Here is a 15,771-nt window from a genome sequence, read left to right as displayed (position 1 = left end):
TGATGCATACCCCTTATCGCACGGTCTATCGTAGCCCCTGGCTGGCGCCGGCAACCCTGCTTCCTGCCGCCGCCGTACTGCTTTTACTGCTGGCGGTGTTTTTCCCTACGCTGTTCACCCACCGCCTGCCGGATGAGATGGACATGGGGGCGGTGCTCCAGCCGCCCAGCGCGGACCACTGGTTCGGCACCGACCCGCTCGGGCGCGACGTGTTCACCCGCGTCGTCTATGGCACGTCACTGTCGCTGAGTATCGGCGTCGGCGCGATGTTAATCGCCTGCCTCGGCGGCGTGCTGCTGGGCACCTTGTCGGCGCTGGCGCCGTTGCCGGTACGCCGCGTACTGGTGCGGCTGCTGGATATCATGCTGGCGTTTCCGGAAATGCTGCTGGCGCTGCTGGTGATCGCGGTGCTGGGGCGCGGCCCGGAAAATACGCTGCTGGCGGTAGGGCTGGCCGGCGTCGCCAGCTATGCGCGGCTGGTGCGCTCGCAGGTGCTGCAGGTGAAACTGTCCGGCTACGTGGAACACGCCGTCGCGCTGGGCGAGCATCCACTGTACATCGTGGTGCGCCATATCATTCCCAACACATTACGGCCGTTGCTGATTCTGGCGACCATCGGCGTCGGCAACGCGGTGCTGTCCGCCTCTGCGCTGAGTTTCCTCGGGCTTGGCGTGGTGCCGCCCACGGCGGAATGGGGCGCGTTGCTGGCCGACGGCCGCAACTTCCTGGATATCGCCCCCTGGGTCAGCCTGTTTCCCGCCAGCGTCGTTGCGCTGTCGGTCATCGTCATCACCCTGCTGGGCCGGCGTTTGCAGGCCATTTTGGCTAAGGGGGCAGCATGAGTCAGTCTGCTTTGCAGCCGTTGCTACGCGTCGATGGATTAAACGTGACCTTCCCCAGCCCGCACGGGCCGGTGGAATCGGTGCGCAACCTGTCGTTTCAGGTTAATCCGGGTGAAATTCTGGCGCTGGTGGGCGAGTCCGGCTCCGGCAAATCGGTCACCGCCCGAACGCTGGTCGGGCTGGCGGGTGAACGGGCGCAGATTCAGGCCAACGCCATCGAACTGGTGCGCCACGACGGCAGCCGGTGCGACCTGCAAAAACTCAGCGATCGGCAGTGGCAACAGGTGCGCGGCCGGGAGATCGGCTTCGTGCTGCAAGACGCGCTGGTGTCGCTCGATCCACTGCGGCGCATCGGGCAGGAGGTGGCAGAACCGCTGCTGACCCATAAACTGGCGTCGCGTAACGATGTGGCGACACGCGTCGCTGAGTTGCTGGCCCAGGTCGGTATTCCCGATCCGGCCAACCGCGCGGCGCAGTACCCGCATGAACTGTCCGGCGGGCTGCGCCAGCGGGCGCTGATCGCCTCGGCGCTGGCCGCCGGGCCAAAACTATTGATCGCCGACGAACCCACCACCGCGCTGGATGCCACCGTCCAGCAGCAGGTACTGAAACTGTTCACCGCGCTGGCGCAGGCCGGACACGGCGTGCTGCTGATCACCCACGATCTGGCGGTGGTGTCGCAGGTCGCCGATCAGGTGATGGTGATGCAGAAAGGTACGCTGGTGGAACGCGGCCCGGCGCGACAGGTGCTGTCCGCTCCCCAGCACCCTTACACCCGCAGGCTGCTGGCCGCTATCCCGACCGCCGCCACCCGCGGCAACTGGCTGGCGGGAGAAAACCCGCTTAGCCCGCAGGCGTCGACTCTGCTCTCTTCCGCCGGCGAATCAGGCGAAAAGAACGGGCTGGCGTTGCAGGTAGACGGCGTATCCGTCTCGTTCAAACGCCCGGACGGCAGCCGTATGACGGCGGTGAACAACATTTCGCTGACGGTGGAACGAGGTGAGACGCTGGGCATTGTCGGCGAATCCGGCTCCGGCAAGACCACGCTGGGGAAAGTGATTCTGGCATTGCAGCAACCGGACAGCGGTGAAGTGCGCCTGTCCGGCCAACCGTGGAGCTCGCTGGCCGAACGAGAACGCCGCCCGTTACGCGCCCGTATTCAAACCATCACGCAGGATCCGCTCAGTTCGTTCGATCCGCAGTTCACCATTGAGCAGATCCTACAACAACCGTTGCGCCTACGGCGCGATCTCAGCCCGCCTGTCCGCCAGCAGCGTATTCTTGCTCTGCTGGAACTGGTGGGGTTGTCGCCGACGCTGCTCTCCAGACGACCACAATCGTTATCCGGCGGGCAGCGCCAGCGCATCTCCATCGCCCAGGCGCTGGCGGCGGAGCCGGATGTGCTGATTTGCGACGAACCGGTATCGGCGCTGGATGTCACCACTCAGGCGCAGGTGCTGGACCTGCTGGTGGCGTTGCAGCAACGCTTGCAACTGTCGATGGTGTTTATCTCCCACGATCTGGGGGTGGTACAACACATGAGTCACCGGATTGCGGTCATGAAAGACGGCGACGTGGTGGAACGCGGCACCGTGGAGCAGATTTTTAACCAACCGCAACACCCGTACACCCGGCAATTACTTTCCACCGTCGCCCCGGTAGCGATTAACCGACAAAATAACGATATTTACGCCTGACGTTATTTCAGCGCGCCATCATGTACGTTACGTTTTCAATTAAAATGAAAATGTAGTGCATGATGGCGCCCATTACGTCCAGAACGGCAACCTAAAATCACTTCAGCATAAAATGCTCCAGCCACGGCAATAAATACCTTTGATAGACGTGCTAATCTATAGGCAGCGCGTTGTGACAACGCCAACAAGAATATTAAGGTCGTGACTGATGACAATATTTTCCCGTAGGGTGTTTAAGACTCTATTATTTTTCACCCTTTATTACCTATCACTGAGGTATATCCATCCCTACCCGATAACATTCACGCGGAACATGACCGACTGGCTCGTCACGGTTGCTAACAGTCTGGGGTTCCGTGATCCGGAGTGGTTTTACCTGCTGGCAGTACTGCTGATTAATATGGTTATCACCGTGGTGTTGTACGGGTTAGGTATGCGAGCATGGAAATACCATCAATCCATGAAACGTTAACCAGAAAAATAAAAATATAATCACTAATGACCACATTTACCCGCAGAGCACTAAAGTCGATTTTATTTATTATTTTATTTTTCTTATCGGTACGTTATGTTCATACCTACCCCGTTCCTATGACCAAAGATCAAGTAACGTTGCTGTTTAGGCTGTCTGATGCTCTCAGTATCCGCGATCCTGAAGATCTTTATATTTCGGCAATGATGGTTATTGAATTAATCACAGCAATACTGGCCTATTTACTTATCATAAAACTCTGGCGCTATTACCACACCTCACGCTCAACACGTCAGCCGTCATCGAAATAGCGATAGCCGCCCACCATCTCACGCTTTGCCACCAACCTGAAAACGCTGCCGGTAACCGCTCGGCGTGACGCCGAACGCCTGATGGAACACCACGGAAAAATAGTTGCTGTCGTCAAAGCCGCATTCGGCCGCCACTTCGCTGATGGTCTGGCGATTGTGGCGCAGCAGCTCCATCGCCCGGCACAGCCGCAACTGGCGCAGATACTGCGCAACGCTCATGCCGGTCTGCTGTTTGAAGCGACTGCGCAGGCTGCGCATGCCGATGTCGTGCAACCGGCAGAAATCCTCCAGCCGGAACGGCCGGGCGATGCTGGCGCGTAACGCATTCATCAGCAGGTCCAGCTGTTGGGCGTCGGCCAGTTGCGTGCTGTCCGGCGCGTAGCGATAACGCAGCGCCAGCAACGCAATCTGCAACAGCAGCACTTCGCTGAGCTGTAACGACAGCGGGTCCGATTTCATGCATTCCTGCGTCAGATTTTCCACTTTGTCGCGCAAGGTATCCATGCTCTGGGTCGCCAGCCGCCAGTAGCGTTGTTGCTGCGGCACCTCGCCGCCCGGCAGCAGGTTTTGCCAGTCGGTGGGCAGCGTCAGGCGGTCACGGATATAAAGGATGTTGTCCAGCTCCAGGTCATGCACCGATTCGTAGCTGTGACGGTCGCGGGCGGTGACATAGAACAGGTCGCCGCAGGTAATACGGTAGGGAACGTCATTCCACAGGTGCAGGCCATTGCCGCGCCAGACGATCACCAGCTCGTCGAAGTCGTGATGATGCAACGGAAACGCCGGCTGCGGGCTGCGCTCCGCCACCGTGACCGTATTCTTGTCGGTAAGAAAGTAATCTTCCGTTCGTAACTTCAACCCGCGGGATGGCACAGCCTGTCGCCCCTATAACGCCTACTGGGATAGGCTCTTAGTCCTCACACAGCGCCTGATGGCGCAACGTTTTGGGGGCCAGCGAAAAGGCTTTGCGAAACTGCGTGGAAAAATGATTGCTGTCGCTAAAGCCGCAATCATGGGCGATGGTGGTGATGGAGTCATCGCTGTGCTGCAACCGACGCCGGGCCTCCAGCAGCCGCAACCGGTTCAGATAGCGCTGCGGCGTCATGCCGGTGTGCTGCTTCAGTTGCCGGTGCAGCGTACGCAGCGACAGCGAAAAGCGGTCCGCCAGCGTTTCCCAATCCACCTCTTCACAAAAGTTGTGCTGCAACCAGCCCAGCAACGCCTGGATGCCCTGCTGTGCGCTGCCGTCGCCCTGCGTCTGGAAACGCTTTTGCCGCAGCAGCACCAGAATTTGCAGGAACAGGCTTTCGCTGGCGGCGATATCCTCCGGCTGATCATGATGCGCCAGCGCCGCCAGTTGCAGGATCAACTGCTTGACCTGCTGCTGGGCGGCGGCGTTCACCTGCCACTGCCCCAGCCACTCGCCATTGGCGCCATACGGCAGAAACGGCGCGATGTCCGACAAAAAGCGAAACCCGCGCGGCGACCGATACAGCACATTGGTCAGGTGCAGTTCCTCCACCTGTTCAAACAGATGGCGATCGTTGTCCCGCACGAAGAACACCGCCCCGCTGCACAGGGCAAAAGGCTGGTCGTTGAACACGTGCACGCCGGCCCCCTGCTCCACCAGCACGATTTCCCAGAAGTCGTGATAATGCTCAGGAAAGGCGCACTGCGGCATGCGAGGTTCCACCGCCACCGTCGCCGCTTGTGAAGCAAAAAACTCTTCGCCATGAAGTTGTGTCATGTCGCGTTCCTCCCCTCAGCGACGCATCCGCATGTCCGGATAGTAGTCAGAAGGCAGGCCCCCGCGCCTTAAAATAGCGCCGCGACATCGCCGTCGCGAGGTCATTTTTTCAAGATCCGGCGGTTAAATCACTGAACTGTGTGCAGGATCACAAGCGTTTACAACTCGTTATTACAGGGTTACAAGCTGACTATCGCCATAAACTGTGAGCCGATTCACAGTCAACTTTGCCATTTTGCCAACCCCATTTTTCAGATGGCACTCACCCAAAGGTGCCGCCGTTCCAACTCTCCTACACTGCCGAACACAGTCACAAACACACCATAACGACAACGGAGAGAACGGCAATGGCGGTCAAGCATTACGTAGCGGTCGATCTCGGCGCATCCAGCGGGCGGGTGATGTTGGCGTCGCTGGCGGTCGAAACCCGGCGGTTGACGCTGGCGGAAATTCACCGTTTCAACAATCCGCTGCGGCACTGGCAGGGGCATCATCTGTGGGATCTGGACGAACTGGAACACCAGATTCGCCACGGGCTTGAAGCCGTCGACGCGCGCGGCATTCACCCCGTCAGCATCGGTATCGATAGCTGGGGCGTAGACATGGTGCCGCTGGACCGGCAAGGCAACCGGCTGGGTCTGTCTTACGCCTATCGCGACCACCGCACCGACGGCCAGATGGCGCAAGTCATCGCCGAACTGGGCCGCGAGCGCCTCTACCGGCAGACCGGCATCCAGTTTCTGCCGTTCAACACCCTCTACCAACTGCGGGCGCTGCGCCAGCAGGATCCGGACGTCTGGGGGCAGGTGGCGCACCTGCTGATGATCCCGGACTACTTCCACTACCGGCTGACCGGCCAGATGACCTGCGAATACACCAACGCCAGCACCACCCAGTTGCTGAATCTGGATAGCGGCGACTGGGACCGCTGTCTGCTGGATTATCTGGGTGTGCCGCCCAACTGGCTCGCCGCGCCGCGCCGGCCAGGCCGCCGGGTGGGCGACTGGGTAGCACCCAGCGGCTGCGCCGTGCCGGTAGTGACGGTCGCCACCCATGATACCGCCAGCGCGGTGGTCGCCACCCCGCTGACCGACGCGGACAGCGCCTACCTCAGCTCCGGCACCTGGTCGCTGATCGGTATTGAAAACCGTGAACCGTTGACCGGTCCGGCGGCGCTGGCCGCCAATATCACCAATGAAGGCGGGGTCGGCGGCCGTTACCGGGTACTGAAAAATATTATGGGACTCTGGCTATTGCAGCAGGTGTGTCAGGAACAGCAGATCGCGGACCTGCCGGCGCTGCTCGACGCCGCGGCGGCGCAGCCGGGCTTCGTCAGCCTGATCAATCCGAACGACGCGCGGCTGATTAATCCGCCGTCGATGAGCGACGCGCTGTATGAACTCTGCCGCGAACACGGCCAGCCGCGGCCTGCCAATACCGCCGCGCTGACGCGCTGCATTCTGGACAGCCTGGCGCTGTCCTACCGTCAGGGCCTGCTGACGCTGGGCGAGCTGCGCGGTGCGCCGCTGCGCCATCTGCATGTGGTGGGCGGCGGCAGTCGTAATAGCCTGCTGAACCAACTGTGCGCCGATGTCTGTCAGGTGCCGGTGCTGGCCGGCCCGGCCGAAGCCTCGACCCTCGGCAACATCGGCTGTCAGCTGATGGCGCAGGGCGACGTGGCGGATCTGGACGCCTTTCGCCGTCTGCTCACCGACAACATTCCGCTGCAACCGTTTATCCCCCGACAGGATAGTGATTTTGCTGGTCACTGGCGCCGTTTTCAGGCGCTGTGCCAGGTTAACGAGGAGCTTACCGTATGAATACCGCGATAGAAACCGCCTGGCGGCTGGCCAGAGAACGTTACGCCCGACTGAATATTGATGTGGATGCCGCGCTGCGCCAGTTGGATCAGATTCCGGTCTCCATCCACTGCTGGCAGGGCGACGACGTCGCCGGCTTCGAGCACGACAGCGGCGCGCTGACCGGCGGTATTCAGGCCACCGGCAACTATCCCGGCAAAGCGCGCAACGCCGCCGAACTGCGCGCCGATCTGGAGCAGGCGTTCCGCCAGATCCCCGGCCCGAAGCGATTGAATCTGCACGCCATCTATCTGGAATCGGATACGCCGGTGGCGCGCAACGCCATCGAACCGCACCATTTCAGCCACTGGGTAACCTGGGCCAAAACACATCAACTGGGGCTGGACTTCAACCCCACCTGTTTTTCGCACCCGCTTAGCAGCGACGGTTTTACCCTGTCGCACCCGGATGAAAACGTGCGCCGTTTCTGGATTGAGCACTGTCAGGCCAGCCGCCGTATTTCCGCCTGGTTCGGCCAGGAACTGGGCACCGCTTCGGTAATGAATATCTGGATTCCGGACGGCATGAAGGACCTGACCGTCGACCGGCTGGCGTTCCGTCAGCGGCTGCTGGCGTCGCTCGACGAGGTTCTCGCCGAAAAACTGGACCCGGCGCACCATATCGACGCGGTGGAGAGCAAACTGTTCGGGCTGGGGGCGGAAAGTTTTACCGTCGGCTCCAGCGAGTTTTATCTGGGCTACGCCACCAGCCGCCAGACCGCGCTGTGTCTGGACGCCGGTCACTTCCACCCCACCGAAGTGATTTCCGACAAAATCTCCAGCGCCAGCCTGTTCGTACCGCGCCTGTTGCTGCACGTCAGCCGACCGGTGCGCTGGGACAGCGACCACGTGGTGCTGCTGGACGACGAAACGCAGGCCATCGCCCACGAAGTCGTGCGCCACCGATTGTTCGATCGGGTGCATATCGGGCTGGATTTCTTCGATGCTTCCATCAACCGCATCGCCGCCTGGATTATCGGCACCCGCAACATGAAAAAAGCGCTGCTGCGCGCGCTGCTGGAACCCACCGACACCTTGCGTACGCTGGAACAAAACGGCGACTACACCGCCCGGCTGGCGCTGCTGGAAGAGCAGAAATCGCTGCCGTGGCAGGCGGTGTGGGAACACTACTGCCAGCAGCATGACGTCACGCCCGGCGGCGACTGGCTGCAGTCCGTGCGTCATTACGAAAACACCGTTCTCTGTCAACGTTAAGGATTTGCCATGCAATCACTACTCACCTCCTGGTTTGTACAGGGAATGATCAAGGCCACCGGCGACATGTGGCTCAAAGGCTGGGATGAACGCAACGGCGGCAACATCAGCCTGCGCCTGACCACAGACGACGTGACGCCGTTCGAAAGCGACTTTTATCCGCAGCCGCGGCACGAAGCGCTGTCCCAGCCGATGCCGGAACTGGCAGGCTGCTGGTTTATCGTCACCGGCTCCGGCAAGTTCTTTCGCAATGTCCAACTGGACCCGGCCGACAGTCTGGCGCTGTTGCAGGTGGATGACGACGGCCTCGGTTACCGTATCTTCTGGGGGCTGACCCACGGCGGCCTGCCGACCTCGGAGCTGGCGGCGCATTTTCAGTCGCACATCGTGCGCATGAACCTCAGCGACGGGCGGGATCGGGTCATCATGCACTGCCACGCCACCAACCTGATCGCCCTGAGCTACGTGCTGGAACTGAACAGCGCGGCGTTTACCCGCGAGCTGTGGGAAGGCAGCACCGAATGTCTGGTGGTATTCCCGGACGGCGTCGGCATTGTTCCGTGGATGGTGCCGGGCACCGACGCCATCGGCAGCGCCACCGCCGAACAGATGCAACACCATTCGCTGGTGCTGTGGCCGTTTCACGGTATCTTCGGCACCGGCCCGTCGCTGGATGACGCCTTCGGTCTGATCGATACCGCCGAAAAATCGGCAGAGGTGATGGTCAAGGTGCGCGCGATGGGCGGGAAGAAGCAGACGATCTCGACTGAAGAGTTGATCGCGCTCGGCGAGCGGTTTGGAGTCACGCCGATGGCGTCCGCCTTACGTGTCGGGTAAATGGCGTTATGCCGGGTAAATGGCGTTATGCCGGGTGAATATAACCATCAGGAACCATGCGGGCAGAAACGCCGTCGGGGTTCACCGGTAATGGTGAAAAGCAGGCGGAACCCTGACGTCGTGCGCGGCCGGCATGGAACACAAGGATGTTTCCCGCCGAATGCGGGCTACTGTCACTGTTTACAGGATGACGAATATGTTGAAAAAAGCCTTTGTGATGCCGGTCTTCCCGGATTGCCACGAGGAATACCAGCGTCGCCACAACCCAATCTGGCCGGAGCTGGAAGCGGAACTGAAAGCGCACGGCGCACACCACTACAACATCTTCCTCGACCCGGCGCGCAACCTGCTGTTCGCGTACGTGGAAATTGAATCGGAAGAACGCTGGAACGCCGTCGCGCAAACCGACGCCTGCCAGCGCTGGTGGAAATACATGAAAGAGGTGATGCCCGCCAACCCGGATAATAGCCCGGTCAGCGCCGAGCTCAAGGCGGTTTTTTATCTGGATTAATTCGCGTCAGCACGCCAGCCGCTAAAATTAACAGCACCGAATCATACGATTATTTATTTTGTATGAATTCGTCTCGCAAATAGAAAACTTCCCTTTTTCCCCAATAACTTGAGGCGCAGGACAACGCGCCCGCGCCTTGCACAGCATGACGCGCTTCTCCTGCAACCTGCATTATTTTGGGCATATTCACAGAAAGAACAAAAAATCATAAATCGGCATCACAAAATCACCATTCAAAAAAATAAAAAACAATTCGTCAAAATGACGACTCCCCCCTATGAAGGGAATAAATTTTTGAATTACCCTGCCGTTATTAAAGATACTTTCCCTTGCCAAGAAAAAAACTATGAAAAAATTCTCGCAATTAACCGTCTTTTCCAAGCTGCTGTTCGGTTTTTCCGTGCTGATCGTGATGATGTTGCTGATTGGCGCCGTTTCCATCTATCAACTCAGCGCCAATAATGACCGTATCGACGCCTACCGCGACAATCGCCTGCCGGGGGTGCGCTATACGCTGGAAATGCGTGGCGTCCTGTCTGAATTACGTCTGCAGCAGATACAGTACATCTCTTCCAAAACGCCCGACGAGCGAGAGGGCCATCGCAAGGAACTGTTGCAGAATCAGGATGTATTTCTGAACGCCCAGGCCAATTACGCCAAACTGGTGAAAAACGACGCACAGGACAAACAAGCGCTGTTCGGCCAGGTAACGGATAATTTCAAGAATTTCGTGGACGTCAACGCCAAGGTGATTGACGCGGTCAACAGTGAAAAACTGGACGATGCCAGCAAAATCAGCGGCGCGGTTTCGGCTAAATACCGCACCCAGTTGATGAAGGATCTGGCGAAACTGGTGGAAATGGAGATCGCCAGCGGCGATCAGGCCGCCGTTGAGGCAGCAACGGGTTATCGTACCGCGCTTTATATTCTGTCCGGTTTGTTACTGCTGGCGCTGATCGCAACCGGCGTTATCGCCACGCTGATTGCCCGCAACCTGTCTCGTCAGCTTGGCGGCGAGCCGGCCTATGCGGTATCGATCATGAACCAGATCGCCGCCGGGCACCTCAATACCGCCATCAACCTGCGCGCTGGCGACACCCAGAGCCTGCTGGCCACCATGAAGAACATGAATGAAAAGCTGGCTGACATCATCCACAACATCGTGAACGGCAGCGAATCCATCTCGCTGGCGGCCAGCGAAATCGCTCAGGGCAACAGTGACCTGTCGCAGCGTACCGAGGAACAGGCGGCATCGCTGGTGCAAACCTCCTCCAACATGCAGCAGATCACCGAAACCGTGAAACGCAACGCCGATAACGCCCATCAGGCCAGCGAACTGGCGCGTCAGACGTCGCAAACCGCGGTGCACGGCGGCAACGTGGTGGACGACATGCTCAAGCGTATGCATGAAATTTCCGACAGTTCGCAGAAAATCGTCAACATTATCTCGGTGATCGAAGGCATCGCCTTCCAGACCAACATCCTGGCGCTCAACGCCGCGGTGGAAGCGGCGCGTGCCGGTGAGCAAGGCAAAGGGTTCGCCGTCGTTGCCGGGGAAGTCCGCAATCTGGCGCAGAAGAGCGCGAACGCCGCCAAAGAGATCAAAACGCTGATCGAAGGCACGGTGGAGAAAATCACCGATGGCTCCCGCCACGCCGACACCGCCAGCCACGCGATGGAAGAGATCGTCAGTTCGGTCACCAAGGTCACCGACATCGTGGCGGAAATCTCAATGGCCTCCAACGAACAGCATCAGGGAATCAAGGAAATCGGCATCGCCATTGACCAAATGGACCGCGTGACCCAGCAGAACGCCGCGCTGGTCGAGCAGGCCGCCACCGCCGCCCAGTCCATGACGGAACAGGGCGAGCAGTTACGCGACTCCGTGCGCTTCTTCCATCTGGAAGCACAACAGTCTCCGCTGCGCCTCAACTGATCCATCCCGCCGGGTCGTCGCGTCGACGGCCCGGTTTTCCTGCCTTCCTTCTTACCCCTAGCCCCGCTGTACGGATTCGCGCTTATTTACATGTCGTCGGGCAGGGTTTTCAGCGCCTGAGAAAGCACGTCAGCGGTCTGGCGCAACGGCGTCAACAGAGTTTCCTCATCGATTTGGCACAGCTTGGCCGAAGAAAGCGATAACGAAATGGCGTATTTCACGCGCTGCTGCGCATCAAATACCGGCGCCGCCATGCAGGACACCCCGACTTCGTGCTCTTCCCGATCGAACGCCACCTTGCGCTGGCGCACGTCTTCCAGCTCTCGCTGCATGTGTCCCGGGTCGGTAATGGTATACGGGGTTAGCTTGCGGATATGCGGTTGATGGCGGCCCCAGTAGGAAAAGAGCGCGTCTTTGGTGTCGTCAGCCAGAAACAGTTTCCCCATCGCCGAACTGAACAAGGTCATCTGCTGCCCGAGGTAAGCGCGGGTGCGCAACATACCGGTGGTGGGCTCCAGCTTGTGGAGCAGAATGCAGTAATCGCCGTCGCGCCGGGAAAAATTGACGGTTTCTCCGGTCGCGGCGTTCAGCGCCTGCAACGGCGGTGTAATCAGCCGGATCACCTCTGGCGGCGCCAGCGATGTCAGCCCAACCGTAATGAACCTGGTGGTCAGACGATAACTGCCTGCGGCGGGCGCCGGGGTGACGTAGCCACACGCCTGCAATCCCTGCAACAGGCGATGCACGGTGCTTTTGTTGAGCCGGGCCAGCCCGGCCAAATGCGCCAGCGGGCACCCGTTCGGGTAATTGCTTAAAATCTCAAGCAGCAGAAATCCCCGCAGCAGGCTTTGGTTCCCCGCGGGTTTGTCATGACCGCGCGACATCGTTTCCATGCATCGCTCCCTCTGGCTAAACATTAGCGTCTATCGATACCACGATTCAGCGCAACATGACGTGATCCCAGCCCGCTCTGCTTCACATCGTCAGAAAAAAAGCCGCCTAAGTAGTACGGACACTTTCTACGCGGCGCGACAATAGCTGACAATCATTTACAACGAAAAAGAAAAAATTATCTATTTCCGCAATACCGAATAAATTCGCGTCGCCTTTTTTATCTTCAAAAAAGAAGATAAACATATTATCCGTTATTTATTCGATAAGAAAAATAATACACATCAGGAACAAAACCAGTCCAAAGTCAATTCATTTTCCGGATTAATCGTCTTAACTAAAAATAAAACCCGTCTCTTGATGTGGATTTATTGAAAATAAATTTTATCATCGGACTGGTATTGTCAGATTATTGTTGCTATACATTTAGGCAGTGTTGAAAATAAGGGTGACAGTCAAACCGTGACAGGACGACGACGTAAAAGGACAACAACACAACAGAAAAACACATTGTCACCCTGGTGATAATCGCTGTGTTAAAACGGGTAAGGATGCCTTTCCCTCCGGCGTATTTCCGCTGTACATACGATGATTTTTACAGAGAAATCTGATACTTAAATTAGAAGATAATTTGATAAAAATCATACTGTTAATTTTTTATGACATCCCCCACAGGCTTATCTGCTATCGCCTGCGGCGGCTGGCGCTTGCCATGAATAAACCAGACGGCGATCCACGATGCAGGACGACCGGCGCCGTAAAATAACTAAATAAAACAAAGCATAACGAGCGTATCCAACATAATTCGAGTTGCAGAAAGGCGGCGACGCAGCGAATCCCCAGGAGCTTACTCGATTAAGTGACTGAGATGAATGATAAATATTCTTTGAGCAGCGTTAAACGCCGCGTGCTGCGGCCCCGAAGGAGCGAGGCTCATGTATGGCCGAGATGGATGGCCGGGTAATGTAATAAAGCCAACGTACCTGCGACTTGAAGTATGAAGGGTATAAAAATAATGCTGACTGGGACTGGGTAATATTATTACCTCCTGAACTGTCGTTATTTCCCCACAGCAGCAACTGACAGATATCGTCATTCTTTTTTCTTATTGAATAAAGAATGACAGAGATAAACCGCAGTAATTACTGATCGGAATTATCTTATTTAACAGAAAAAATCATTCCGAATAAGAACGGATGTGACAGTTCCGGTATCGGATAAATACGCGCCGTGAATATGCGACGCGTTAATTAGGCCGTGTCCCGCCATTATCCGGCGAGGCACCTTCTCATTGTGAGTTATGTTCAACCTGGTAGAGAGAGTTCTGTTGTGACGACGCTAAAACCTTTGCTCGCCAAAAACCGCAGTTGGGCACTGCAACGGCGGCAGCGCCACCCCCACTATTTCAGGAAGCACGCGCTGGTGCAAAAACCTCACTCGCTGTGGATCGGCTGTTCCGACAGCCGGGTGCCGGCGGAAGTACTCACCGGATCCGATCCGGGCGAGCTGTTCGTGCACCGCAATATCGCCAACATGGTGAGCCACGACGACGACAACTTCATGAGCGTACTGCAATACGCGCTGGAATACCTGAAAGTGTCGCGCATTGTTCTGTGCGGCCACTACGGCTGCGGCGGGGTGCAGGCGGCAGTCAACCTGCCGGGCATGCCACTGGTAAATGAAGATTCGCCGCTGTCCCGCCGCATCCGATCGTTGCGCGCCTCGCTGGCCCACCATATCGCTTTGCCGGACGACGGCGCGGACGACGCGGACGACGCAGCCCAACGCCAGAATCAACTGGTGGAAGCCAACGTGCTGGAGCAGTTCGCCCGGCTGGTGAACGCGCCGCCGGTGCTGCAAGCCTGGCGCGACGGCGTCGAACTGGGCGTCTATGGCTGCGTTTACGACCTGCACAACGGTCATCTGAAAGAGCTTATTCATCAATACGCCGTGGAGGAATCGACATGAACCTGAGTACGCTTCGGCAGGATATTCCCGCCGGTCTGGTGGTTTTCCTGGTGGCGTTGCCGCTGTGCCTCGGCATCGCCCAGGCCAGCGGTCTGCCGCCGTTCGTCGGCCTGCTGACCGGCCTGATCGGCGGGCTGGTGGTCACCCTGTTCAGCCCATCCCGTTTCGCAGTCAGCGGCCCGGCCGCCGGGCTGGTCACCATTGTTTCCGGCGCTATCGAAACGCTGGGCTCATTCTCCGCGCTGTTGCTGGCGATCATGCTGGCCGGCGTGTTGCAGTTCCTGATGGGGGTCGCCCGCGCCGGACGCTTCATTTCGGTGATTCCCGGCAGCGTCATCCGCGGCATGCTGGCCGCCATCGGTCTGCTGCTGATCATCCAGCAGTTCCCGCTGGCGCTGGGGGCGGACGCCAAAGCCAAGTTCAGCAGTCTGTGGCAAAACCCGGCCGCGGCGCTCTCTATCGGCGCTATCGTCGTCGCGGGCGGCGGTTTGCTGCTGCAATGGCTGTGGGGAACCTCGGCGGTAAAAAACCACCGCTATCTGACCTGGCTGCCAGGGCCGCTGGTCGCGGTGCTGTTCGGCGGGATATTCACCCTGTATGGCGCGCAGGCGATGCCGGAAATCCTCGGCAGCATGCCGCGCATCGTACTGCCGGAATTCGCCGGCTTCACCGAAATGACCGACGAGCTGCTGCGCCCGGACTGGCTGGCATGGCGTAACCCGGCCGTCTACATGGTGGCGGTTACGCTGGCGCTGGTCGCCAGCCTGGAAACCCTGCTGAGTCAGGAAGCATTGAAGAAAATCAAGCCGCAGACGCCGCCCCCATCGCCGGACAAGGAACTGCGCGCCCAGGGGATCGGTAATTTTCTGAGCGGCTTTCTCGGCGGTCTGCCCATCACGGCGGTGATCGTGCGCAGTTCGGTCAACGTCAACGCCGGCGCGCGCAGTAAAATCTCCATCCTGCTGCATGGCGTGCTGTTGCTGTTGAGCGTGCTGTACCTGACCGACTTGCTCAACGCCATTCCGCTGGCCAGCCTGGCGGCGGTACTGCTTTATACCGGCTACAAACTGGCGTCGCCGTCGCTGTTTGTCGAACAGTGGAAACAGGGCTGGCAACAGTTCATACCGTTTATCACCACCATCGTCGGCATTATCGCGCTGGGCATGCTGGCGGGGATCGCGCTGGGGATGGTGACGCAATTGCTCATCAATTTCTACGGCAGCCACCGCAACGCGCTGCAGCTCACCCGCTACAGCGATCACTTCGTGCTGCGTTTCCAGCAGAACCTGACGTTTGTCCACAACCCGCGTCTGCAGGGCCTGCTGAACCGCATCCCGGCCAACAGCGTGGTGATTGTGGAACACGACAACGCGGACTATATCGACCCGGATGTACAGGCCGTGTTGCAGGATTTCCGCGATAACGCGCCAGCGCGCGGCATCCGGCTGGCGCAGTGGCCGGTGTGAGATAAGCGTCGTACCGGCAA

Annotated in this window: 13 protein-coding genes; 10 read left to right on the top strand and 3 right to left on the bottom strand. The window is 58.5% G+C overall.

Going from position 1 to position 15,771, the window contains the following annotated elements; translation table 11 throughout:
• Nucleotides 1-2 precede the first annotated feature (2 nt).
• The 3 genes from CPA59_RS02420 (at nucleotide 3) to CPA59_RS23050 (ending at nucleotide 3,011) form a co-directional block, all read left to right on the top strand.
• Nucleotides 3-842 carry an ABC transporter permease gene (locus CPA59_RS02420; RefSeq protein WP_107760757.1) on the top strand — a complete coding sequence of 280 codons (840 nt, stop codon included), beginning with the start codon at nucleotides 3-5 and terminating at the stop codon, nucleotides 840-842.
• Nucleotides 839-2,539 carry an ABC transporter ATP-binding protein gene (locus CPA59_RS02415; RefSeq protein WP_049854640.1) on the top strand — a complete coding sequence of 567 codons (1,701 nt, stop codon included), beginning with the start codon at nucleotides 839-841 and terminating at the stop codon, nucleotides 2,537-2,539. The genes CPA59_RS02420 and CPA59_RS02415 overlap by 4 nt, the downstream gene beginning before the upstream one ends.
• A gap of 313 nt (nucleotides 2,540-2,852) precedes the next feature.
• Entirely contained in the window at nucleotides 2,853-3,011 is a 159-nt protein-coding gene (locus CPA59_RS23050) for a hypothetical protein (protein WP_225623141.1), read from the top strand.
• 329 nt (nucleotides 3,012-3,340) lie between these two features.
• Here the strand turns inward: CPA59_RS23050 and rhaR are convergent, their stop codons facing one another.
• Both rhaR and rhaS read right to left on the bottom strand, forming a co-directional pair.
• The gene (rhaR, locus tag CPA59_RS02400) at nucleotides 3,341-4,195 is read right to left on the bottom strand and encodes an HTH-type transcriptional activator RhaR (protein ID WP_038917689.1); all 855 of its coding nucleotides are present in this window, start codon (nucleotides 4,193-4,195) and stop codon (nucleotides 3,341-3,343) included.
• A 37-nt stretch (nucleotides 4,196-4,232) separates the two neighbouring features.
• The gene (rhaS, locus tag CPA59_RS02395) at nucleotides 4,233-5,069 is read right to left on the bottom strand and encodes an HTH-type transcriptional activator RhaS (protein WP_038917687.1); all 837 of its coding nucleotides are present in this window, start codon (nucleotides 5,067-5,069) and stop codon (nucleotides 4,233-4,235) included.
• A 347-nt stretch (nucleotides 5,070-5,416) separates the two neighbouring features.
• On the opposite strand from rhaS, the gene rhaB reads away from it, so the two are divergent.
• The 5 genes from rhaB (at nucleotide 5,417) to CPA59_RS02370 (ending at nucleotide 11,426) form a co-directional block, all read left to right on the top strand.
• On the top strand, nucleotides 5,417-6,889 hold the full coding sequence (gene rhaB, locus CPA59_RS02390) for a rhamnulokinase (RefSeq protein WP_107758631.1): 1,473 nt from the start codon (nucleotides 5,417-5,419) through the stop codon (nucleotides 6,887-6,889).
• Nucleotides 6,886-8,142, top strand: coding sequence for an L-rhamnose isomerase (locus CPA59_RS02385; protein ID WP_107758630.1), 1,257 nt, complete (start codon nucleotides 6,886-6,888; stop codon nucleotides 8,140-8,142). The genes rhaB and CPA59_RS02385 overlap by 4 nt, the downstream gene beginning before the upstream one ends.
• A 9-nt stretch (nucleotides 8,143-8,151) precedes the next feature.
• Nucleotides 8,152-8,979: a rhamnulose-1-phosphate aldolase gene (rhaD, locus tag CPA59_RS02380; RefSeq protein ID WP_107758629.1), complete on the top strand. Its 828-nt coding sequence runs from the start codon at nucleotides 8,152-8,154 to the stop codon at nucleotides 8,977-8,979.
• 196 nt (nucleotides 8,980-9,175) lie between these two features.
• Nucleotides 9,176-9,490, top strand: coding sequence for an L-rhamnose mutarotase (rhaM, locus tag CPA59_RS02375; protein WP_107758628.1), 315 nt, complete (start codon nucleotides 9,176-9,178; stop codon nucleotides 9,488-9,490).
• Nucleotides 9,491-9,836: 346 nt separating this feature from the next.
• Complete coding sequence (locus CPA59_RS02370; protein WP_038917681.1) at nucleotides 9,837-11,426, top strand: methyl-accepting chemotaxis protein; 1,590 nt, start codon at nucleotides 9,837-9,839, stop codon at nucleotides 11,424-11,426.
• An 86-nt stretch (nucleotides 11,427-11,512) separates the two neighbouring features.
• Here CPA59_RS02370 and CPA59_RS02365 read toward each other — a convergent pair whose 3' ends face one another.
• Nucleotides 11,513-12,319: an IclR family transcriptional regulator gene (locus CPA59_RS02365; RefSeq protein WP_038917680.1), complete on the bottom strand. Its 807-nt coding sequence runs from the start codon at nucleotides 12,317-12,319 to the stop codon at nucleotides 11,513-11,515.
• 1,327 nt (nucleotides 12,320-13,646) lie between these two features.
• On the opposite strand from CPA59_RS02365, the gene CPA59_RS02360 reads away from it, so the two are divergent.
• Nucleotides 13,647-14,285 (top strand): carbonic anhydrase, encoded by a 639-nt coding sequence (locus CPA59_RS02360; RefSeq protein WP_038917679.1) that lies wholly within the window; start codon nucleotides 13,647-13,649, stop codon nucleotides 14,283-14,285.
• The gene (locus tag CPA59_RS02355; RefSeq protein ID WP_038917678.1) at nucleotides 14,282-15,751 is read left to right on the top strand and encodes a SulP family inorganic anion transporter; all 1,470 of its coding nucleotides are present in this window, start codon (nucleotides 14,282-14,284) and stop codon (nucleotides 15,749-15,751) included. Before CPA59_RS02360 ends, CPA59_RS02355 begins: the two co-directional genes overlap by 4 nt.
• Nucleotides 15,752-15,771: the final 20 nt, after the last annotated feature.

Source organism: Dickeya sp. Secpp 1600 (assembly GCF_003049805.1).
Lineage (GTDB): Bacteria > Pseudomonadota > Gammaproteobacteria > Enterobacterales > Enterobacteriaceae > Dickeya > Dickeya fangzhongdai.
This window is presented reverse-complemented; position numbering and strand designations above follow the sequence as displayed.